Source organism: Ensifer sp. ENS03, assembly GCF_014852035.1.
GTDB lineage: Bacteria > Pseudomonadota > Alphaproteobacteria > Rhizobiales > Rhizobiaceae > Ensifer > Ensifer adhaerens.
Window position 1 is genome coordinate 1164330 of record NZ_JACVAV010000002.1, and the last position, 19348, is coordinate 1183677.

Sequence of the window (19348 nt, forward strand, 5' to 3'; positions counted from 1 at the left end):
ATGCAGGAACCAAGTTTCTTCAGGGACAAGTTGGTGCCGGTCGGCACCGTCGTCCTGCTGCTGATCGCCATCTGGTATGTCGCGGTCGTCTTCCTCAACGCCCCCTTCGAGCGTGATACGGCAGCCCGCGCCGGCACCGAGATCAGCTTCTCTGAGATCGTGCGCAACACCATGGCGCAGGAACGTCCGGTACTGCCGGCACCGCACCAGGTGATCGCCGAGATCTGGGACACCACCTTCAACAAGGCAATCACCTCGAAGCGCAGCCTCGTCTACCACGCCTGGATCACGCTTTCGGCAACCCTTCTCGGCTTCGGCATCGGCGCCGCCCTCGGCATCCTCCTAGCAGTCGGCATCGTGCACAACCGCGCCATGGACCGCTCGCTGATGCCCTGGGTCATCGCCAGCCAGACGATCCCGATCCTCGCGATTGCGCCGATGATCATCGTCGTTTTGAACGCCATCGGCATTTCCGGACTTTTGCCGAAGGCACTGATCTCGACCTATCTCTCCTTCTTCCCGGTCGTCGTCGGCATGGTGAAGGGCCTGCGCAGCCCGGAGACGATCCAGCTCGACCTCATGCACACCTACAATGCCTCCCCGTCGCAGACCTTCTGGAAGCTGCGCTGGCCGTCGTCGATGCCCTACCTCTTCACCTCGCTGAAGGTTGCCGTCGCCATCTCGCTGGTCGGCGCCATCGTCGGCGAATTGCCGACCGGTGCGGTCGCAGGTCTTGGTGCCCGGCTGCTGGCCGGCTCCTACTATGGCCAGACGGTGCAGATCTGGGCCGCTCTCTTCATGGCGGCAGCCCTTGCGGCCGTACTCGTCATGATCGTCGGCTTTGCCCACACCGCCGTCCTGAAGCGCATGGGAGCCAAGCCATGAACCTTCCCGTCCTTGCCGCCGCGATCATCTTCTGGCTCGCCGCCTGGGCCTTCAACGAATGGCTGGTGCGCCAGAACTTCCGGAGCGCGGCCGCAAGCAGCGCCGCCCGCTTCGCCGTACCGGTGATCTTCGGCATCACTATCCTGGTTCTCTGGGAAGGCATCGTCCGCGGCTTCCAGGTCCCCTCCGTGCTTTTGCCAGCACCCTCGATGATCTGGCAAAAGCTGATCAATTCGCTGCCGACGCTTGGGGCCGATTTCCGCCAGACCTTCCTGAAGGCAGTGTTGATCGGCTATGCGCTCGGCTGCGGCCTCGGCTTCGCCGTTGCGATCCTGATCGACCGTTCGCCCTTCCTGCAGAAAGGCCTTCTGCCACTCGGCAATTTCGTCTCGGCCCTTCCCGTCATCGGGGTAGCCCCGATCATGGTCATGTGGTTCGGCTTCGACTGGCAGTCGAAGGTCGCCGTCGTCGTCATCATGACCTTCTTCCCGATGCTGGTGAACACGGTTGCCGGCCTTGCCGCCGCCAGCCACATGGAACGCGACCTGATGCGCACCTACGCCGCCTCCTGGTGGCAGACGCTGGTCAAATTACGCCTGCCGGCCGCCTGGCCGTTCATCTTCACCGCGCTCAAGATCAGTTCGACGCTGGCGCTGATCGGCGCCATCGTCGCCGAGTTCTTCGGGACCCCCATCGTCGGCATGGGGTTCCGGATTTCCACGGAAGTGGGACGCATGAATGTCGACATGGTCTGGGCCGAGATCGCCGTTGCGGCGGTCGCCGGTTCCGCCTTCTACGGCGTGGTCGCACTCATCGAGCGCGCCGTCACCTTCTGGCATCCCTCCATTCGCGGAGGGCGCGCCTGAGCCTGCTTGAAGAACTTAAATAAAACGAAGTAAAAACAAGAGGGAACTGACATGAACAAAAGACTTGCATCGCTTCTCGCCGCAGGCGTCTTTTCGCTCGCAGCGTTCCAGGCTGAAGCTGCCGAAAAGGTGACGCTGCAGCTGAAGTGGGTGACCCAGGCGCAGTTTGCCGGCTACTACGTCGCCAAGAACAAAGGCTTCTACGAAGAAGAAGGCCTCGACGTCGACATCAAGCCCGGCGGTCCGGACATCGCCCCGGCCCAGGTGATCGCCGGCGGCGGCGCCGACGTTATCGTCGACTGGATGCCTTCGGCCCTTGCCACCCGCGAAAAGGGCGTGCCGCTCGTCAACATTGCCCAGCCGTTCAAGAAATCCGGCATGATGCTGACCTGCCTGAAGGAAACCGGCGTCACCAGCCCGGACAAGTTCAAGGGTCAGACGCTTGGCGTGTGGTTCTTCGGCAACGAGTATCCGTTCCTCTCCTGGATGGCGCACCTGAAGATCCCGACCGACGGCGGCCCGAACGGCGTGACCGTCCTGAAACAGGGCTTCAACGTCGACCCGCTGATCCAGAAGCAGGCAGCCTGCATCTCCACCATGACCTATAACGAGTACTGGCAGGTCATCGATGCCGGCATCAAGACGGACGACCTGGTGACCTTCAAGTATGAAGACCAGGGCGTGGCGACGCTCGAAGACGGCCTGTACGTACTTGAGGACAAACTCAAGGATCCCGCCTTCAAGGACAAGATGGTCAAGTTCGTCCGCGCCTCGATGAAGGGCTGGAAATATGCCGAGCAGAACCCGGATGAGGCCGCCGATATCGTTCTTGAAAACGATTCCACCGGCGCCCAGACGGAGAAGCACCAGAAGCGCATGATGAGCGAAGTGGCAAAGCTCACCGCCGGCTCCAACGGCTCGCTCGACGAAGCAGACTACAAACGCACCGTGCAGTCGCTGCTTTCGGGTGGTTCCGATCCCGTGATTTCCAAGGAGCCCGAGGGCGCCTGGACACATGAGATCACCGACGCCGCGCTGAAATAGGCCTGTCTCCGCAACGCAAAAGAGGGTCGCACGGCTCAGTATCGTGCGGCCCTCTTCCGTTTTCTTAGCGGTCGTTCGCATCCGCCAAGCTGCTGCCGGGTACCGGGCGTGGGGGTGGTAATCCGGCGAACAACGGCGCTACCTTTGCTTGCCATTGTCAAGATCGTGTCAAGATCGCAACCATAACCGCAGAACGAACGGAATATTGAGGCACCATCGCTTCGTGCACCCTTGTAAGCGTCGAAGGCCGAGATTACATAGGCCACGATGTTTGTTGGAGGCAGGCATGACGGAGGAAGTCTTTTTTCCAGTGCCTTGCCTGCGGTAACCGGTCCCAGTTCCGCCCGCGTCTACGGTCTGATACCGTGCACGCGGGGCGCGAAGTGAGGAATACGCCATCTCCTGTTCCCGAGCACTTTGCCGGGACCTTGTGGCGGTGCGGTAAAATAGCCTGATTGCCCGTGGATCCTGCATCAAGCGGAGATCCGCTCGATATTGTTTCCATTGCCGGGACTGTGAAGCCGATGGCTCAAAAAGTATTGCCTGTCCTCAGCGTGTGCGCTGCGATGACCCTTGGTTCGCTTTCCTTCGCCCGGGCGGAGGAAGCAGCGCAACCGAAACCAGCACCGAGCTTGCCCTCCATCGTCGTGACGACCGCGGTCGACCAGTCGATCAGCGACCGGGTGGTCGCGACCGGCACCATCCAGGCCGTCGAGCAGGTCTATGTCGCCCCGATGGTCGACGGCCTCTCCATCCGCACGCTCAATGTCGATGTCGGCGACACGGTTGAAGCCGGCAGTGTTCTCGTGGTCCTCAACGACGACGCGCTTCGCCTGCAAAAGAGCGAACTCGAAGCCTCGCTTGCCAAGGCCGAGGCCGGGCTTGCCCAGTTGAACGCACAGCTCAGCGAAACCAAAGCCAACAACGACGAGGCCAAACGCGTCAGCGACCGTGCGGCCGAACTCTCCAAGAACGGCACCGTCTCGACGGCCGAGGCCGATCGCGTCCGGGCGCTCGCGATCGCGACGCATGCCCGTGTGCTTTCGGCCGAACAGGCCGTTGCCGTGGCCAGTGCCGACATCAAGGTCGCTGAAGCGCAAATCGACGACATCGACCTGCGCCTCGCCCGAACCGAGGTCAAGGCACCGGTCGCAGGTGTCATCTCGGCCAAGAATGCCAAGGTCGGCGCGATCGCCACCGGTAACAGCGACCCGCTCTTCGCCATGATCCGCGACGGTGCCATCGAGATGAAAGCCGATGTAGCCGAAGCCGATATCATCAAGCTCGCTGTCGGCCAGCCGGCCGTCGTGACGCTTGCCGGGGGCAACACCAAGGTCGAAGGCAAGATCCGCCTGATCGCGCCGACGGTCGATCCCGTCAGCCGCCTCGGCACCGTCTTCATCAGCCTGATGGACACCGAGAAGGCACGCGCCGGCATGTATGCGAGCGCGCTGATCACCGCCGAACAGAAGCAGACGGTGGTCCTGCCGCAAACGGCCGTTACCAATGAGAACGGCCGCACCATCGTTCGCAAGGTCGAAAACGGCGTCATCCGCATCCTGCCGGTCAAGACAGGGATTTCCGACGGCAAGTTTATCGAAGTCCTCGAGGGCCTGAAGGCTGGGGAGGAAGTGGTAGCGAGAGCCGGCGCCTATGTCCGCGACGGTGACCGCATCAACCCCGTCAAGTCCGCCGCATCAGCGACCAACTGACAGGAACCGTGACCATGAACTTCTCAGCCTGGTCCATACGCAATCCGATCGCTCCGATCCTCTTCTTCGTCGTCCTGATGGTGCTGGGCTACCAGTCCTTCGTGTCGTTGCCGATCACCCGCTTCCCCAATATCGACGTCCCGATCGTCTCGATCAACGTGACGCAGAGCGGCGCCTCTCCGGCCGAGCTCGAAACCCAGGTCACCAAGGAAGTCGAGGACGCGGTCGCAAGCGTCACCGGCGTCGATCATATCCAGTCGACGATCAACGACGGTACCTCGACCACCGCCGTCATTTTCCGCATGGAAGTGCCCACGGCACAGGCGGTGCAGGACGTCAAGGACGCGATCGACCGCATCCGCAGCGACCTGCCGACCTCGATCGAAGAACCGATCGTCTCCAAGGTTGACGTCGAAGGCCAGGCGATCCAGACCTTCTCCGTTTCCGCGCCGGGCATGTCGCTCGAAGAACTCTCCTGGTTCGTCGACGACGTCATCAAGCGTGAGATCCAGGGCAAGAAGGGCATCGGCCGCGTCGACCGTTACGGCGGCGCCGACCGCGAAGTCCGGGTCGAACTCAACGAAGACAAGCTGAATTCGCTCGGCATCACCGCCGCCGACGTCAACGGCCAGCTGCGCCGCATGAACATGGACCTCGGCTCCGGCCGTGGTCAGGTCGGCGGCAGCGAGCAGGCGATCCGTACGCTGGGCGATACCCGCAATGTCGAGCAGCTCGCCAACACGATGATCTCGGTGCCGAGCGGCCGCTTCGTGCGCCTGTCCGATCTCGGCACGGTCACCGATACCTATGAGGAACCGCGTTCCTTCTCGCGCTTCAACGGCAACCCCGGCGTGACCTTCGCGGTCTTCCGCGCGAAGGGCGCCTCGGAAGTCAGCGTCGCCGAGACGGTCGCAAAGTCGCTCGAAAAGATCCGCGCGGCGAACCCCGACGTCACCATCGAGATGGTCGACGATTCCGTCTACTTCACCTACGGCAACTACGAGGCGGCGCTGCATACGCTGATGGAAGGCGCGCTGCTCGCCGTCATCGTCGTCATGCTCTTCCTGCGCAACTGGCGGGCAACGCTGATTTCCGCCGTGGCCCTGCCGCTGTCGGCGATCCCGACCTTTTGGGTCATGGACCTGCTCGGCTTCTCGCTGAACCTCGTCAGCTTCCTGGCGATGACGCTTGCAACCGGTATTCTCGTCGACGACGCGATCGTCGAGATCGAGAACATCGAGCGGCACATCCATATGGGCAAATCGCCCTATCGCGCCTCGATCGAAGCGGCGGACGAAATCGGCCTTGCCGTTATCGCGACGACCTTCACCATCATCGCGGTCTTCGTGCCCGTATCCTTCATGCCGGGCATTCCCGGCCAATACTTCATCCAGTTCGGTCTGACGGTCGCCGTGGCGGTGTTCTTCTCGCTGCTCGTCGCGCGTCTGATCACGCCTGTGATGGCCGCCTATCTGATGCGCCCGTCGGACGCCGGCAGTGATCATCATGACCGGGACGGCTTCATGATGCGCAACTATACGCGCCTTGTGGTCGCCACGACGAAGCACTGGTACACCCGCTACCTGACGCTGCTTGCGGCCATCGTCTTCTCGGTTGGTTCTGTCTTCGCGCTCGTCCTCTTCGTGCCCGGCAGCTTCCTGCCGCCGGAAGACGCCTCGCGCGTCAGCCTGTCGATCGAGCTGCCGCCGGACGCCATGCTCGAGGACACCGACCGCACCACCACCGAGATCTACGATCGGATCAAGGATATCGACGGCGTCGACAACATCTTCGTACTCGGCGGCGCTTCGCCGAAGGGCGACCTGGAACTGCGCCGCGCGACGGTGACGGTGCTTCTCAAGAAGCTCGACCAGTCGCTCGTCAACAAGATCGTCAATGATGTCATCGGTCGCACGCCGGTGATCGGCGCGTACCTGCCGAAGATGCCGCCTGCCGGCCGCATCATCCCGCAGTCGCAGATCGAGAAGGAAATCTTCGCTCGCGTCCGTGACATTCCGGATGTGCGGGTGATCAAGCTCAACGACCGCGGTGAGCGTGACCTCTCCTTCAACCTGCTCTCCAACAACGAGGCCGATCTCGATCAGGCTGTGGCGACGCTGGAAGGCAAGTTGAGGAGCGACTCGTTGCTGGCCAATGTCAGCCCGGATGGCGCCCTTCCCCGTCCGGAACTGCAGATCCGTCCGCGGGACGAGCAGATGTCGCGCCTCGGCATCACCACCGCGCAGATCTCCGAGGTGATCCGTGTCGCCACCATCGGCGATATCGATGCGGCGCTGACCAAGATCGCCCTCGACGGGCGGCTGATCCCGATCCGCGTGCAGATCAACCGCGACTTCCGCACGGATATCGCCGCGATCCGCAATCTGAAGATCACGACCGCCGCCGGCGCCACCGTGCCGCTGTCGAGCGTTGCCGACATCAACTATTCGGAAGGCCCGAGCTCGATCAAGCGCTACGATCGCAACCGCGTCGTATCGCTCGGCGCGGATCTCCCGGTCGGTGTTGCGCTCAACACCGCCTCGGAGCGCTTCAAGCAGATCGCCGGCCAGGCCGATCTGCCGAAGTCCGTGCAGTTCCTCGAAAGCGGCGACGCCGAGGTGCAGGCGGAAATGCAGCAGAGCTTCGGCAACGCCATGCTGCTCGGCCTGATGCTGGTGCTGGTGGTGCTGATCCTCTTGTTCAAGGACGTGATCCAGCCCTTCACCATCCTGTTCTCGCTGCCGCTCGCAATCGGCGGCGTGGCGGCCGCGCTGATCCTGACACAGAACGCGCTATCCATGCCGGTTCTGATCGGAATCCTGATGCTGATGGGTATCGTCACGAAGAACGCGATCCTGCTCGTCGACTTCGGTATCGAGATGATGCATCACGGCATGGACCGGCAGGTCGCCATGATCGAGGCCGGCCGCAAGCGCGCCCGCCCGATCATCATGACCTCGATCGCCATGTCGGCGGGCATGCTGCCCTCCGCGCTCGGCGTCGGCGAAGGCGGTTCGTTCCGCGCCCCGATGGCGATCGCCGTGATCGGCGGCATCATCGTCTCGACGGTGTTGAGCCTCGTGATCGTGCCGTCGTTCTTCCTGATCATGGACGACCTCTCGCGACTGCTCGCCCGCATCTTCGGCCGCTTCGTCGGCAAGAAGGACGAGGAAAACCTGCCGCTCGACCGCGAGGCCCTCACGGATCTGGTGCACGAGCAAGGCAAGACGATCGAAGGCCTGGAGGACCGGCTGAAGACGCTGGAAACGGACCAGACCAAGGGACGGTCTGGCGGCAAGGTCATCAACCACCCAGCGCTCGCTGCCGAGTAGGTCATCGGCGAAGGGGCTCTCCGCCCGGGGCGGCCACAATTCTAAAGCAAGCCCGCGCCCTGCAAGCGCGGGCTTTTTGTGATTTCTATTTGATCGAGGTCAAACCAAGATCTGCAAAGCCCTCTACCCTAGCACTGGATTTTACTCAGGACGGGTACGATGAAGACGTTGCGATTGAACTCGAACGACAGGGCGGTGCTGCTCGGCTCCTGCTTTTTCGAAAAGCTGCCGGCGGCGGCGTCGAGCGCCATTCTCGATGATGTCGTGGTTTCCACACACGAGGAGCACGACATCCTCTTTGGCCAGGGCGAGGCACTGGACCAAGTCTTCTTGGTCCTCTCCGGTCTGGTGCGGCTCTACCGGCTGGGCAAGGACGGGCGCGAGGCGGATATCGCCGTCTTCCCGAAAGGCGAACTGTTCGGCGAAAGCGCCATGTTCCTTGGCAACCGCGCCACCGCCAACGCCCAGGCGATCGAGACGACGATGCTTGCGCGCATCGACAGCCGCAGGCTTCGCAAGCTGGCCGAACAGACGCCCGAGATCGCCGACGCACTGATGCAGCTTTTGTGCCGGCACGCGCAAATGGCGGAGGATTGCCTGGCCGAAGACCGGCTGCTCACGGCACCGCAGCGGGTCGCGAGCTATATCCTCGGCAATTGCCCCGATGGCATCACCAACTTTTCCTTCCGCCTGCCCTTCCAGAAGAATGTGCTGGCCGGCAAGTTGGGCCTGGCGCCCGAGGCACTGTCTCGCGCCTTCTCGGCCCTTCGCCGCTCCGGCGTCACCGTCAAGGGCCGCGTCATCGAGATCCATGACCGGCAGGCGCTGGAGCGCTTCTGACGCGCTGACGAAGGTTCAGGCGCCAGAAGCAACAAAAGCGGACGGCGTCAGAGGCCGCCGTGCAGCGTCAGAAAATCGACGATCCGGTTGATGCCGTCGCCGCGCTTCATGTCGGTAAAGACGAAGGGCTTTTCCGCCCGCATGCGCGTCGCATCCCGCTGCATCACGTCGAGATCGGCCCCGACATAGGGCGCCAGATCCTTCTTGTTGATGACCAGAAGGTCCGATTTGGTGATGCCCGGCCCGCCCTTGCGCGGGATTTCCTCGCCCTGGCAGACCGAGATGACATAGATCGTCAGGTCAGCGAGATCAGGCGAAAAGGTCGCCGCAAGATTGTCACCGCCGGATTCGATGAAGACGACATCGAGATCGGGGATGCGGCGGTTGAGATCAGCGATCGCCTGCAGATTGATCGTGGCGTCCTCGCGGATCGCCGTATGCGGGCATCCACCGGTCTCCACCCCGACGATGCGATCGGAGGGCAGCGCCTGCATGCGCACCAACGCCTCGGCATCTTCCTTGGTGTAGATATCGTTGGTGACGACGGCGACGGAGTACTTCTCCCGCATCGCCTTGCAGAGCTTGTCGGTCAGCGCCGTCTTGCCCGAGCCCACCGGCCCGCCGATGCCGACGCGAAGGGGACCGTTCTTCGATGCCATCTGGATATCCTTTCAAGTTGGAAGCAATTCCAGGGAAGCGTGAGACAGTTTCCGTCCGAAATTGCGCAGTTCTATGAGTTACGAACGGAAGAGCCGCGAATGCAGGCTCTCGTGTCTGAGCGACGAAATATCCGCTGTCATCGTGGCCGAGCCGAGATCGTCGAGCGAGACGCCGGCGGCCTTGACGGCTGTCGCCGCGATGACCGGTTCGAGTGCTGCAATGATGCCGACGCCATCGCGCTGGCCGGTCACGCCGCAACGGATCGCCACCGAGACGGCGTTCGAGACAGAGGCGTTAAGATAGGCGGCAAGCGCCGGCTCGAGGCCCGTTTCATGAGCGCCGGCGACGGCACCGACTGCGACCGGATAGGCGACACTCTCAGGCAGCGCATCGAGAACCGGATGCGGCCACGAGCGCGCCGCTGCCAGAAACGCCTGGCCCTGCAGCATCGTTTCCATATGGCGCTCGCGGCCTCCCGCCAGGGCTTCGGCAAGCTCTGCCGCCGCAGCCAGCCGGGCATGGTCGTTCACGGCGCCATAGCTCTCGGCCAGAAGCAGCGCATCGTTCCAGCCGGAGCCCAGAGAGATGACCGCCTCCAGCCAGTTGCGAAGCTCGCCGGCGTCGCTCACCAGACGGTCGTGAACCGCCTGCTCAAGCCCGCTGGAATAGGAAAACGCGCCGACCGGAAAGGCCGGCGACATCCATGTCACGAGGCGAAGCAGCGCTCGCGTGTCGACCCGCTCAGCCATGGTGGTGATGATTATGGCCATGGTTGTGGCCGCCGGCATGGTAGGCGCCGCGCAGCGGATGGAAAGGCAGCGAAACCTCGTTCACCGCCGCGCCCAGGCCTTCGAGCATCTGGCGGATCACCGGATCGCGGGCAATCAGGATGCGGCTCTCTTCGAACTGTGCCGGCAGGTGGCGATTGCCGAGATGCCAGGCAAGCTCGATCAGATGCATCGCGTCGCGCGGGCGGATCTCGTAGAGCGCCTCGGGCGCGGCAACGATGCGGATATGGCCGCCGCCCTCGAGCACCAGGAGGTCGCCATCGGCGAGCATCACCGCTTCCTTGAGATCCAGCATCACCACATCGTCGTTTTCGAGATGCAGCAACTTGCGGCGCAGATGCCGCGCGTCGTGCGTCAATGTCACGCTATGAAGCGGCGCAATATCGGCCGGTCCCGGCGAGAGAACCTCTGTCGAACGATAGGGCATCGTCAGAGAACCTCGACCTTTTCCGGCGTCACGAGCTCGAGGCGCGCCTCGACGAGCAGGTCGGCCATCGCCGCCTGAAAGGCCTTCAGATGTGGTTCCTCGAAATGCGCGTCGACGGCTGCCTTGTCCTTCCAGGTTTCGACAAAAACCAGCGCGTCGGGCTCGGCCGACTTGCGGTAGAGATCATAGGTGATGCAGCCGGCCTCGCGCCGGGTGGCCTCGATCAGCGGTGCTGCGAGCGACACTACCTCATCCCCCTTGCCGGGGTGTGCCGTCAGGTAGGCGATAATGTAAACCATTGAACCCTCGATATCTTTTCTGCCGGCTACTTTAGCAAGAAAAAGCCCTGACGCCAGCGGCGGGTGCGGCTTTTCAGGCGCTTGCGGCGGCTGTACCGCGCAAGAAAAAGCCCGAAGACCGGATCCGATCTTCGGGCTTTTTCCAATCAGGAACGATAGGTCGCTGCCATCAGGCGGCAAGCTTCTGGGACTTCAGCGTCTCCAGAATGTTCTGCGGCGAGGAAACGCCATAGGGGTCGCTGTCGCAGTTGTCGGAATAGCCTTCTTCTTCGAACCACTGCTCGACAACGCCGTTGTTGACGACGGCAGCGTAGCGCCAGGAGCGCATGCCGAAGCCGAGATTGTCCTTGGCGACGAGCATGCCCATCTTGCGGGTGAACTCACCCGAACCGTCCGGGATCAGCTTGACGTTTTCGAGGCCCTGGGACTTGCCCCAGGCGTTCATGACGAAAGCGTCGTTGACCGAGATGCAGTAGATTTCGTCAACGCCCTCGGCGCGGAAATCGGCCGTCAGCTTTTCGAAATCGGGCAGCTGGAAGGTCGAGCAAGTCGGCGTAAACGCGCCCGGCAGCGAGAACAGCACGACGCGCTTGCCTGCGAAGTAATCGTCGGAGGACAGGTCCTCCCAGCGGAACGGGTTCGAGCCGCCAACGGCCTCGTCGCGAACGCGGGTGCGGAACGTTACAGCGGGTACTTTTCTGCCAAGCATCGTCATCTCCTTTGGACCACGATAATTTGGATCGGTTCGACCAAAATCATGAACGTGATCGTCTCTTGTAAGTTAGAGCGGGATACATGCGGAGAACCGCAAACCGCTCTGGCGCAGCTCTCGGTCGGCAGGTCTTGGGAGGATTGCTGGCAACCGAGGAAGGTCAGCCGTCTTCCTATCGGATATTGCGCTGCGACGCAGCACGAAAGGCCCCAATTCACATGCGAGCATGGCAGCCATGCGGTGACCGCATGGCTGCCGCCTGCCAATCACTGCCTGCCAATCATTGCTCAATTGTGGAGCCGCAGCGACAGCCCGAGGCTTGGCGGGACCGGGTTCCACAGGCCCGTTCGCAAGCCCGCCTCACGCAACGCCCGCGCCGTCCATGTGTTGCAGCCGAAAAGCGCGTTGAAGCTGCCTCCGGCCTCGAAGAAGCGGTCGTTGCCATTGTAGGAAAAACCCTCGATCGAAACGACAGCTCCGGCCTCGCGGGTGAAGCTTTCGGCAATAAAGCCGAGCAGCCGATCGTATCCCGCTTCGTCCAGCTCGAAGCCGGTGACGGCAGCCTGCGGCTCGACGATCCGACCGGCGATATCCACATGCATCACCGAGCGGTCGACGGTCAGCGCCTTGAACACGGGCCCGGGCTTCAGCTCAGACCAGGTCGGCGTTTCCAGATAGAAGGACCGCCCGCCCCAGCCAAAGATCAGCCATTCAGCCTGCGGATGCGCAAGCGGCACGCCGGCCGCCTCGACAAAGCCGAACCGCGCTCGAATCTCGTCCGTCAGGGGTATGGCGATGTCCGTGTGGATCGGGCCGGAAAGCAGAAGGATGCGCGTGCCCCCTGCTCCCGCCGCAGAGGCGGAAACCGGCAGGAGCGGCCGCGGCAGCAAGGTTCCGGCAACGATGGCAAGTATCGCCGCCAGTAGGCCGAAGAAAGCCCATTTCAGGCCACGCTTCATTCCCTGTCGCTGCTTGTTCAGAACAGGAAATAGCGCTGTGCCATCGGCACGACCGTCGCCGGCTCGCAGGTCAGAAGCTCACCGTCGGCGCGCACCTCATAGGTCTCCGGATCGACCTCGATATGCGGCAGCAGGTTGTTGTGGATCATCGATGCCTTGCCGATGCCGCCACGGGTGTTGCGGACCGCCACAAGCTGCTTGGCAACGCCGAGCTTGGCGGAAAGGCCGGCGTCGAGCGAGGCCTGCGACACGAAGGTTACAGACGAACTCGTGCGGTTCTTGCCGTAGGCGGCAAACATCGGCCGGTAGTGCACCGGCTGCGGCGTCGGGATGGAGGCATTCGGATCGCCCATGGGTGCCATCGCGATCGAGCCGCCGAGAAGCACGAAGTCGGGCTTCACACCGAAGAAGGCTGGGTTCCAGAGGACGAGATCGGCGCGCTTGCCGACCTCGATGGAGCCGATCTCATGGCTGAGGCCGTGGGCGATCGCCGGATTGATCGTGTATTTGGCGATATAGCGCTTCACCCGGAAATTGTCGTTGTCGCCGGTTTCCTGCGCCAGCGGCCCGCGCTGACGCTTCATCTTGTCGGCGGTCTGCCAGGTGCGGATCGCCACTTCGCCGACGCGGCCCATGGCCTGGCTGTCCGACGAGATGATCGAGAAGGCGCCGATATCGTGCAGGATGTCCTCGGCCGCGATCGTTTCCTTGCGGATGCGGCTCTCGGCAAAGGCGATGTCCTCGGGGATCGACGGCGACAGGTGATGGCAGACCATCAACATGTCCAGATGCTCGGCAAGCGTATTCTTGGTGTAGGGCCGCGTCGGGTTGGTCGAGGACGGAATGACGTTCGGCTGGCCGCAGATCTTGATGATGTCGGGCGCGTGGCCGCCGCCGGCCCCTTCCGTGTGGAAAGCGTGGATGGTGCGGCCCTTGATCGCCGCGATCGTATCCTCGACGAAGCCGCTCTCGTTCAAGGTGTCCGTATGGATCATCACCTGCACGTCGTATTCGTCGGCGACACCGAGGCAGCAATCGATCGCCGCCGGCGTCGAGCCCCAGTCCTCATGCAATTTCAGCGAGGTGGCGCCAGCGAGCACCATTTCCACCAGCGCGCCCGGCCGCGACGCATTGCCCTTGCCGGCAAAGGCGATGTTCATCGGGAAGCCATCGGCCGCCTCGATCATGCGGGCGAGATGCCAGGGACCGGAGGTGCAGGTGGTGGCGAGCGTGCCATGGCCCGGCCCGGCGCCGCCTCCAAGCATGGTCGTAAGCCCGCTCACCAGCGCTTCCTCGATCTGTTGCGGGCAGATGTAATGAATGTGGCTGTCCATGCCGCCCGCGGTGATGATCTTGCCTTCGCCCGCGATGACCTCCGTGCCGGGACCGACGATGACAGTGACGCCCGGTTGCGTGTCCGGGTTGCCGGCCTTGCCGATGCCGGCGATGCGTCCGTCCTTGAGGCCGATATCCGCTTTGACGATGCCCCAGTGATCGACGATCAGCGCATTGGTGATGACGGTGTCGACGGCGCCCTCGGCGCGTGTCGCCTGGCTCTGCCCCATGCCGTCGCGAATGACCTTGCCGCCACCGAACTTCACCTCCTCGCCATAGGTCGTGAAGTCCTTCTCCACCTCGACGAAAAGTTCGGTATCAGCGAGCCGCACCTTGTCGCCGACCGTCGGGCCGAACATGTTGGCATAGGCCGCGCGCGACATCTTGTAGGGCATGGTTCAGGCTCCTTGGGACGAAGTAGAAATGGGATGGAGGCGGCGAAGACGGCCGCTGGCTGCAAGCGCATCGACATGGCGGCGCTCGGCGGCGAAGGGATGCCATTCCCAACCGACATGGCCGAAGCCGGCAAGAACGACCTCGTCGTCGGGTGTCGCTAGATGCGCGAGCACATCGGCAATCACGATCATCCCGCTCGATGGAACGACATAAGGGGCCGGCGAAAAGCCGGCGAGATCCTGCTCCACCTGGTCGTGCACATCGACCGGGACGACGCGAAAGCCGCGGTTGGTCGAACGGGCGAAGCTCTCGAAACCGACAGTGTAATCGTCGCAGAAATCGTCGAGGTCCGGATGCGTTTCCGCAAGCCCGGCCCGCATGGCGGCAAACTTCGCGCCGGAGCGAACGCACCATATCTCCCGCGCCTGGCGCACGGCGGCATTCGTCTTCCAGCAACCACCGCCGAGCATGGAAATCCCCGGGCGTCCGGTATTGCAGACCGCGACGATATCGGTCCTGTGGCCACCGGAGCCGACAGAGCGGCAATCGTTGAAGCGCACGACCAGATCGGCGGCATCGATCATTGCGCCGGCGCCGTCAGGCACCTCGCCATTGCCCACGATCATGATGACGCGGCGAGCCTGCAACGGTCAGTTCCCTTGAGCTTCGAGAAATTCGTTGAGTTCGGCGGTACGCTTCTGCGTGAGCTGGGCAAGGCAGCCTGAAACCAGCATCGGCTCCGCCTGGCCGCCACGGGCCTGGAAACCGGCCAGCTCGCATTGTCCGTCGCGATAGCCGATCCAGGCGCGCTGCGCCGTCTTCAGCGCCTCGACCGCGCCAATATCGGCGCCTTCCAGCTCCTTGTCGACCTTCTGCGCCGCCGTCATCGCCTGCCTGTAGACCGCATTCAGTTCCGCGTCAGCTGACTCGTATTCGCGGTAGGCGCAGTCATTCAGATCCGGCTGAGCCATCGCATTCGCGCAATCCACGCCCGGTTCGTCCTCGGCGAGCGCCGGGGTGGCAAGGACCAGAAGCAAACCGAGAACCGGCAGCACTCTCATAGCTTGCCCATCACCTGCTGGCGGAAGCCATAGACCTCGCGCTTGCCGGAAAGCGGTATCAGCGTCACCTGGCGCGTCTGGCCCGGCTCGAACCGCACGGCCGTGCCGGCGGGAATGTCGAGCCGGCAGCCGTAGGCTGCTTTCCTGTCAAACTGCAGCCCCGCATTGGTTTCGGCGAAGTGATAGTGGCTGCCGACCTGGATCGGGCGGTCGCCGGTGTTGGCAACCTCGATCGTCGTCGTGTCGAGACCGACATTGAGCTCGATCTCTCCGGCCGCAGCAATGATTTCTCCTGGGATCATGGTCTTCTCCTCAAGCCGCCCTCGGCCGGCCGCATGCTTTTGTCCCGCGTTCAGGCCTCAGGCACCCTGCGCCAACAAGCCACGTCCTCACCTCAAGCTTAGCGGATCGGCTCGTGCACGGTGACGAGCTTGGTCCCGTCAGGAAACGTCGCCTCGATCTGGATGTCGTGGATCATCTCGGGGATTCCCTCCATCACCTGATCGCGCGTCAGCACCTGGGCGCCCGCCTCCATCAGTTCGGCAACCGAGCGCCCGTCGCGCGCGCCCTCGACGACGAAATCGGTGATCAGCGCGATAGCTTCGGGATGGTTGAGTTTCACGCCGCGCTCCAGGCGCCTGCGGGCGACCATGGCCGCCATCGAAATCAGCAGTTTATCTTTCTCGCGCGGGGTAAGATTCATGCGTCGCCACCGGTTGTTCGTGAAGCAATTCCCTGGAAATCTGCGAAGCGGTCTTCCGCCAGGAATTACAAAGTTTCAATGCGTTAGATCATTTCACTGTTTCAAATAAAAATGTGAAACGAGCTAGAGAACCCAGACTTTCGGCACAGTCTTCTGCTTGCGCAAGTGCGAAATAACCGGGATGAGGATTTTTCTGAGCGCGAAGCCATCCGGCGCCACGAAGCGGGCAACCAACTTGTCGCGGCCATGGACCTGAAAATGGCTGATGCCGACGCCCGCTGCGCCATCGACGAGCGACCGAAGACGCGGCAGCAGGGGCTCGCAGTCGGGACCGACATGGAGCAGCGTGGCGAAGGCGGCCCCACCATCGAGCACCGCCTTGCGCTGACTGAGGCGCGCGACCTCTCCTGATAGCGCCAGATTGTCCGCATGCAGCAGCTTGCCCTCGACGCGGATACGCCAGCGATCGCGGAAGAGCCCGGTTTCAACCGCCTCGCCCATCGCCTTGCGACCGAGCAGAACCGCTTCCACCGCGAGAAACGTCGCGTCGGCAGCAAGCTCCACCTCCAGCGAGCGCGATAGCGAGGCACGGTCGAAGAGGATCGTCTCCTGCGGCAACCAGTCGACGCGCGCGCCGGCGGCAACCTCGATGCGCGTTTTCACTTCGACGGTATCGGCGCTCGCCTTATAGATCTTCTCGCAGGCCTGCGTCGTCACCGTCACATCGGTTCCAGCCCCTGCCGCGACCTCCCAGACCATGCGGTCGCCGCCGGTGAGGCCGCCGGAGGAATTGATGAGCACTGCCTCCATCGAGGTGTCGAAGGTCTTTGGCAGGCGGATCTTGGCGCAGCCTTCCTGGTAGAGTTCGGCAATGCGGCTGTGGCCGAGCGCCGCCTTGGCGACCACCCGTCCCTTGCCCCAGGCCCGCTGCGGGGCGATGCGTGCTGCCTTGTCCATGTCAGACCGCTAAGCGGCGTCCTTCATTTTCGACGCGGCGCCCCATAGGCGCGATCGCCTTATCTTGGCGCTATCGTCCGCATCGCGGCACGACAAGTCAAGTTATTGTTTTGCAAAGAAAATCGTCAGCATGCCGCATTTCCGTGCAGGCCTTGCGCAGAAAACGGGCAGCCGCCTACGCCACGCGATCCGGCGGTTCGCGACCGTCGAAAAACGCCGTGATATTGTCGGCCACCTTCATGCCCATGGCGACGCGCGTCTCCTCCGTGGCACTGCCGAGATGTGGAAGCAGCACGACATTTTCCAGCCCGCGCAGACGTTCCGGCACGTTCGGCTCCGCCTCGAAGACATCGAGCCCGGCGCCGCGGATGACGCCGTTTTCGAGCGCCGCAATCAGCGCCGGCTCGTCGATCACATCACCCCGCGCCGTGTTGACGAGGTAGGCGCCCTTTTTCATCAGCGCCAGCCGTTCGGCGTTGATCAGGTGACGGTTTTCGCCGCCGCCGGGGCAATGGAGCGACACGAAGTCTGCAACCTTCAATACGTCCTCGACCGTGTCGAGTTGACGCGCACCGTAGCGGCTTGCCTCGGCCGGGTCGATGCGCGAGCGATTGTAGAAGACGACATCCATGTCGAAGCCGAAATGACAGCGCTTGGCCATGGCCTTGCCGATGCGGCCGAAGCCGATGATGCCGAGCGTCTTGCCGGTGACCTTGCCGCCGATCATGTGGGTCGGCCGCCATCCACTCCATTCGCCGGCCCGCACCTGCCGCTCGCCCTCGCCTGCCCGCCGCGCGACCGCAAGCAGCAACGTCATGGCGATGTCGGCGGTGCAATCTGTGAGAACGCCGGGCGTGTTGGTGACGACGATGTCGGCAGCCTTGGCGGCCGCGACGTCGATGTGATTGTAGCCGACGCCATAGTTGCCGAGGATCTTCGCGCGGAGGCCGCCACCGGCGAAGAGGTCGGCCGGAAGTCGATCAGAAACTGTCGGAAGAACGGCGTCATAGGTCCGGAGTGCTTCAGCCAGTTCTGCAGCCGTCAGAGGCACGTCCCCTTCGTTCAAGGTGACGTCGAAGCGTTCGGCAAGCACCTGCTCCACCGCCGCCGGCCAACGACGGGTGAGGAGAATGCGGGGTTTCGAGCTCATGCCTGCCTCCGGATCAGAATCGCTGCGAGATAGTGCACGAAACGGCGCGACGCGACAGCTATCTCGACAAGCGAAACACCTATCACGAAAAGCAAAAAAGAGGCGCCGTTGCGGGCGCCTCTTCTCGGGCTTCGGACATGTCAGGCCTTGGCGAAGGCGAGCAGGTCGGCGTTGAGCTGGTCCTTGTGGGTGTCGGTGATGCCGTGCGGTGCGCCGACATAGACCTTGAGGTCCGCATGCGGCACCAGCGTCTTCGAGGCCCGTGCCGCCGCATCGATCGGCACGATCTGGTCGTCGTCGCCATGGATGATCAAGGTCGGCACGTCGAACTTCTTCAGGTCCTCGGTAAAGTCGGTCTGCGAGAAGGCGACGATCGAGTCATAGGTGTTCTTGTGTCCCCCCATCATGCCCTGCAGCCAGAAGCTGTCGATCATGCCCTGAGAGGCGACCGCGCCCGGGCGGTTGAAGCCGAAGAACGGACCGGACGCGATGTCGCGGTAGAGCTTCGAGCGATCCTTCAGGCTTGCCGCCTGCAGGCCGTCGAAGACTTCCTTCGGCAGGCCGCCGGGGTTCCTGTCGGTCTTGACCATCAGCGGCGGCACGGCCGAGATCAAACCGGCCCTGGCGATCCGGCTGGTGCCGTGGCGGCCGATATAGCGGCTGATTTCGCCGCCGCCGGTCGAAAACCCGGCAAGGAAGACACCCTTGAGATCGAGCGCGTTGATCAGATCCGCGAGGTCGTCGGCATAGTGGTCCATGTCGTTGCCGTCCCAGGGCTGCGACGAGCGGCCGTGGCCGCGGCGGTCATGGGTGACGACGCGGAAGCCGTTGGCGGCAAGGTGGAAGGCCTGCGCCTCCCAGCTGTCGGACGACAGCGGCCAGCCGTGGCTGAGCACGACGACCGGGCCATCCTTCGGACCCCAGTCCTTGTAATAGATCTCGACGCCATCGCGGGTGATGATGCGGCTGCCCATGGTGTTTTCTCCCTTGGTGCCGGAGGCGCCGGCGGTTGCTGCGGTGGTGGATGCGGCCTTGGCCGACGTGTTCATGGCATTGACCGCGGCTGCGGTGGCGGCAGCGCCAAAGGCGGCCGAGAGAACCGTGCGGCGGGAGATGCCGTTGGCTTCGGTCTTGCTGATTGCCTTGCTCATGGAAACGCTCCTTCTTCCCTGCGGTCACACCGCTGTTAAATACTTAGCGATTAAATCGTGCGCGACTTATG

20 protein-coding genes are annotated in these 19348 nt (G+C 63.1%); 6 read left to right on the plus strand and 14 right to left on the minus strand.

Features of this window, described 5'->3' with window-relative positions; all coding sequences use genetic code 11:
* The 6 genes from IB263_RS12440 (at position 1) to IB263_RS12465 (ending at position 8679) form a co-directional block, all read left to right on the plus strand.
* A complete protein-coding gene (locus tag IB263_RS12440; RefSeq protein WP_034794141.1) occupies positions 1-885 on the plus strand; it encodes an ABC transporter permease in 885 nt (294 codons plus the stop codon).
* A complete protein-coding gene (locus IB263_RS12445; RefSeq protein WP_192438549.1) occupies positions 882-1751 on the plus strand; it encodes an ABC transporter permease in 870 nt (289 codons plus the stop codon). Before IB263_RS12440 ends, IB263_RS12445 begins: the two co-directional genes overlap by 4 nt.
* A gap of 51 nt (positions 1752-1802) precedes the next feature.
* Positions 1803-2795 (plus strand): ABC transporter substrate-binding protein, encoded by a 993-nt coding sequence (locus tag IB263_RS12450; RefSeq protein ID WP_192438550.1) that lies wholly within the window; start codon positions 1803-1805, stop codon positions 2793-2795.
* A 524-nt stretch (positions 2796-3319) separates the two neighbouring features.
* Positions 3320-4507: an efflux RND transporter periplasmic adaptor subunit gene (locus IB263_RS12455; RefSeq protein WP_034794147.1), complete on the plus strand. Its 1188-nt coding sequence runs from the start codon at positions 3320-3322 to the stop codon at positions 4505-4507.
* A 14-nt stretch (positions 4508-4521) separates the two neighbouring features.
* A complete protein-coding gene (locus IB263_RS12460; protein WP_089045641.1) occupies positions 4522-7839 on the plus strand; it encodes an efflux RND transporter permease subunit in 3318 nt (1105 codons plus the stop codon).
* Positions 7840-7998: 159 nt separating this feature from the next.
* Complete coding sequence (locus tag IB263_RS12465) at positions 7999-8679, plus strand: Crp/Fnr family transcriptional regulator (protein WP_034794150.1); 681 nt, start codon at positions 7999-8001, stop codon at positions 8677-8679.
* 47 nt (positions 8680-8726) lie between these two features.
* Here IB263_RS12465 and ureG read toward each other — a convergent pair whose 3' ends face one another.
* The 14 genes from ureG to IB263_RS12535 form a co-directional block, all read right to left on the minus strand.
* Complete coding sequence (gene ureG / locus IB263_RS12470; protein WP_034794155.1) at positions 8727-9338, minus strand: urease accessory protein UreG; 612 nt, start codon at positions 9336-9338, stop codon at positions 8727-8729.
* Between the two features lie 78 nt (positions 9339-9416).
* Entirely contained in the window at positions 9417-10088 is a 672-nt protein-coding gene (locus IB263_RS12475; RefSeq protein WP_192438593.1) for an urease accessory protein UreF, read from the minus strand.
* Positions 10081-10554 (minus strand): urease accessory protein UreE, encoded by a 474-nt coding sequence (gene ureE, locus IB263_RS12480; RefSeq protein WP_089045642.1) that lies wholly within the window; start codon positions 10552-10554, stop codon positions 10081-10083. The genes IB263_RS12475 and ureE overlap by 8 nt, the downstream gene beginning before the upstream one ends.
* 2 nt (positions 10555-10556) lie before the next feature.
* Complete coding sequence (locus IB263_RS12485) at positions 10557-10853, minus strand: putative quinol monooxygenase (RefSeq protein ID WP_192438551.1); 297 nt, start codon at positions 10851-10853, stop codon at positions 10557-10559.
* 169 nt (positions 10854-11022) lie between these two features.
* Positions 11023-11562, minus strand: coding sequence for a peroxiredoxin (locus tag IB263_RS12490; RefSeq protein ID WP_192438552.1), 540 nt, complete (start codon positions 11560-11562; stop codon positions 11023-11025).
* A 290-nt stretch (positions 11563-11852) separates the two neighbouring features.
* Positions 11853-12524, minus strand: a complete 672-nt coding sequence (locus tag IB263_RS12495; RefSeq protein ID WP_060582410.1) for a TIGR02117 family protein — start codon at positions 12522-12524, stop codon at positions 11853-11855.
* 17 nt (positions 12525-12541) lie between these two features.
* The gene (ureC, locus tag IB263_RS12500; protein ID WP_192438553.1) at positions 12542-14254 is read right to left on the minus strand and encodes an urease subunit alpha; all 1713 of its coding nucleotides are present in this window, start codon (positions 14252-14254) and stop codon (positions 12542-12544) included.
* Between the two features lie 3 nt (positions 14255-14257).
* A complete protein-coding gene (locus IB263_RS12505) occupies positions 14258-14902 on the minus strand; it encodes a Urease operon accessory protein (protein ID WP_192438554.1) in 645 nt (214 codons plus the stop codon).
* Between the two features lie 3 nt (positions 14903-14905).
* Positions 14906-15316, minus strand: a complete 411-nt coding sequence (locus IB263_RS12510; RefSeq protein WP_192438555.1) for a lysozyme inhibitor LprI family protein — start codon at positions 15314-15316, stop codon at positions 14906-14908.
* A complete protein-coding gene (locus tag IB263_RS12515; protein ID WP_089045647.1) occupies positions 15313-15618 on the minus strand; it encodes an urease subunit beta in 306 nt (101 codons plus the stop codon). Before IB263_RS12515 ends, IB263_RS12510 begins: the two co-directional genes overlap by 4 nt.
* A gap of 98 nt (positions 15619-15716) precedes the next feature.
* Positions 15717-16019, minus strand: coding sequence for an urease subunit gamma (locus IB263_RS12520; protein ID WP_034794185.1), 303 nt, complete (start codon positions 16017-16019; stop codon positions 15717-15719).
* 123 nt (positions 16020-16142) lie between these two features.
* Complete coding sequence (locus tag IB263_RS12525; RefSeq protein ID WP_060582407.1) at positions 16143-16976, minus strand: urease accessory protein UreD; 834 nt, start codon at positions 16974-16976, stop codon at positions 16143-16145.
* A 175-nt stretch (positions 16977-17151) separates the two neighbouring features.
* Positions 17152-18126 (minus strand): D-glycerate dehydrogenase, encoded by a 975-nt coding sequence (locus IB263_RS12530; RefSeq protein ID WP_060582406.1) that lies wholly within the window; start codon positions 18124-18126, stop codon positions 17152-17154.
* Positions 18127-18266: 140 nt separating this feature from the next.
* Positions 18267-19277, minus strand: coding sequence for an alpha/beta fold hydrolase (locus tag IB263_RS12535; RefSeq protein ID WP_192438556.1), 1011 nt, complete (start codon positions 19275-19277; stop codon positions 18267-18269).
* Positions 19278-19348 lie beyond the last annotated feature (71 nt).

What these genes read in the sequence shown, in the direction of transcription:
- IB263_RS12525 (WP_060582407.1), bottom strand. Translation starts at nt 16,976, where the DNA reads ATGGACAAGGCAGCACGCATCGCCCCGCAGCGGGCCTGGGGCAAGGGA.
- IB263_RS12530 (WP_060582406.1), bottom strand. Translation starts at nt 18,126, where the DNA reads ATGAGCTCGAAACCCCGCATTCTCCTCACCCGTCGTTGGCCGGCGGCG.
- IB263_RS12520 (WP_034794185.1), bottom strand. Translation starts at nt 16,019, where the DNA reads ATGAATCTTACCCCGCGCGAGAAAGATAAACTGCTGATTTCGATGGCG.
- IB263_RS12495 (WP_060582410.1), bottom strand. Translation starts at nt 12,524, where the DNA reads ATGAAGCGTGGCCTGAAATGGGCTTTCTTCGGCCTACTGGCGGCGATA.
- ureE (WP_089045642.1), bottom strand. Translation starts at nt 10,554, where the DNA reads ATGCCCTATCGTTCGACAGAGGTTCTCTCGCCGGGACCGGCCGATATT.
- IB263_RS12465 (WP_034794150.1), top strand. Translation starts at nt 7,999, where the DNA reads ATGAAGACGTTGCGATTGAACTCGAACGACAGGGCGGTGCTGCTCGGC.
- ureC (WP_192438553.1), bottom strand. Translation starts at nt 14,254, where the DNA reads ATGCCCTACAAGATGTCGCGCGCGGCCTATGCCAACATGTTCGGCCCG.
- IB263_RS12450 (WP_192438550.1), top strand. Translation starts at nt 1,803, where the DNA reads ATGAACAAAAGACTTGCATCGCTTCTCGCCGCAGGCGTCTTTTCGCTC.
- IB263_RS12455 (WP_034794147.1), top strand. Translation starts at nt 3,320, where the DNA reads ATGGCTCAAAAAGTATTGCCTGTCCTCAGCGTGTGCGCTGCGATGACC.
- IB263_RS12535 (WP_192438556.1), bottom strand. Translation starts at nt 19,277, where the DNA reads ATGAGCAAGGCAATCAGCAAGACCGAAGCCAACGGCATCTCCCGCCGC.
- IB263_RS12510 (WP_192438555.1), bottom strand. Translation starts at nt 15,316, where the DNA reads ATGAGAGTGCTGCCGGTTCTCGGTTTGCTTCTGGTCCTTGCCACCCCG.
- ureG (WP_034794155.1), bottom strand. Translation starts at nt 9,338, where the DNA reads ATGGCATCGAAGAACGGTCCCCTTCGCGTCGGCATCGGCGGGCCGGTG.
- IB263_RS12490 (WP_192438552.1), bottom strand. Translation starts at nt 11,562, where the DNA reads ATGCTTGGCAGAAAAGTACCCGCTGTAACGTTCCGCACCCGCGTTCGC.
- IB263_RS12445 (WP_192438549.1), top strand. Translation starts at nt 882, where the DNA reads ATGAACCTTCCCGTCCTTGCCGCCGCGATCATCTTCTGGCTCGCCGCC.
- IB263_RS12475 (WP_192438593.1), bottom strand. Translation starts at nt 10,088, where the DNA reads ATGGCTGAGCGGGTCGACACGCGAGCGCTGCTTCGCCTCGTGACATGG.
- IB263_RS12460 (WP_089045641.1), top strand. Translation starts at nt 4,522, where the DNA reads ATGAACTTCTCAGCCTGGTCCATACGCAATCCGATCGCTCCGATCCTC.
- IB263_RS12515 (WP_089045647.1), bottom strand. Translation starts at nt 15,618, where the DNA reads ATGATCCCAGGAGAAATCATTGCTGCGGCCGGAGAGATCGAGCTCAAT.
- IB263_RS12440 (WP_034794141.1), top strand. Translation starts at nt 1, where the DNA reads ATGCAGGAACCAAGTTTCTTCAGGGACAAGTTGGTGCCGGTCGGCACC.
- IB263_RS12485 (WP_192438551.1), bottom strand. Translation starts at nt 10,853, where the DNA reads ATGGTTTACATTATCGCCTACCTGACGGCACACCCCGGCAAGGGGGAT.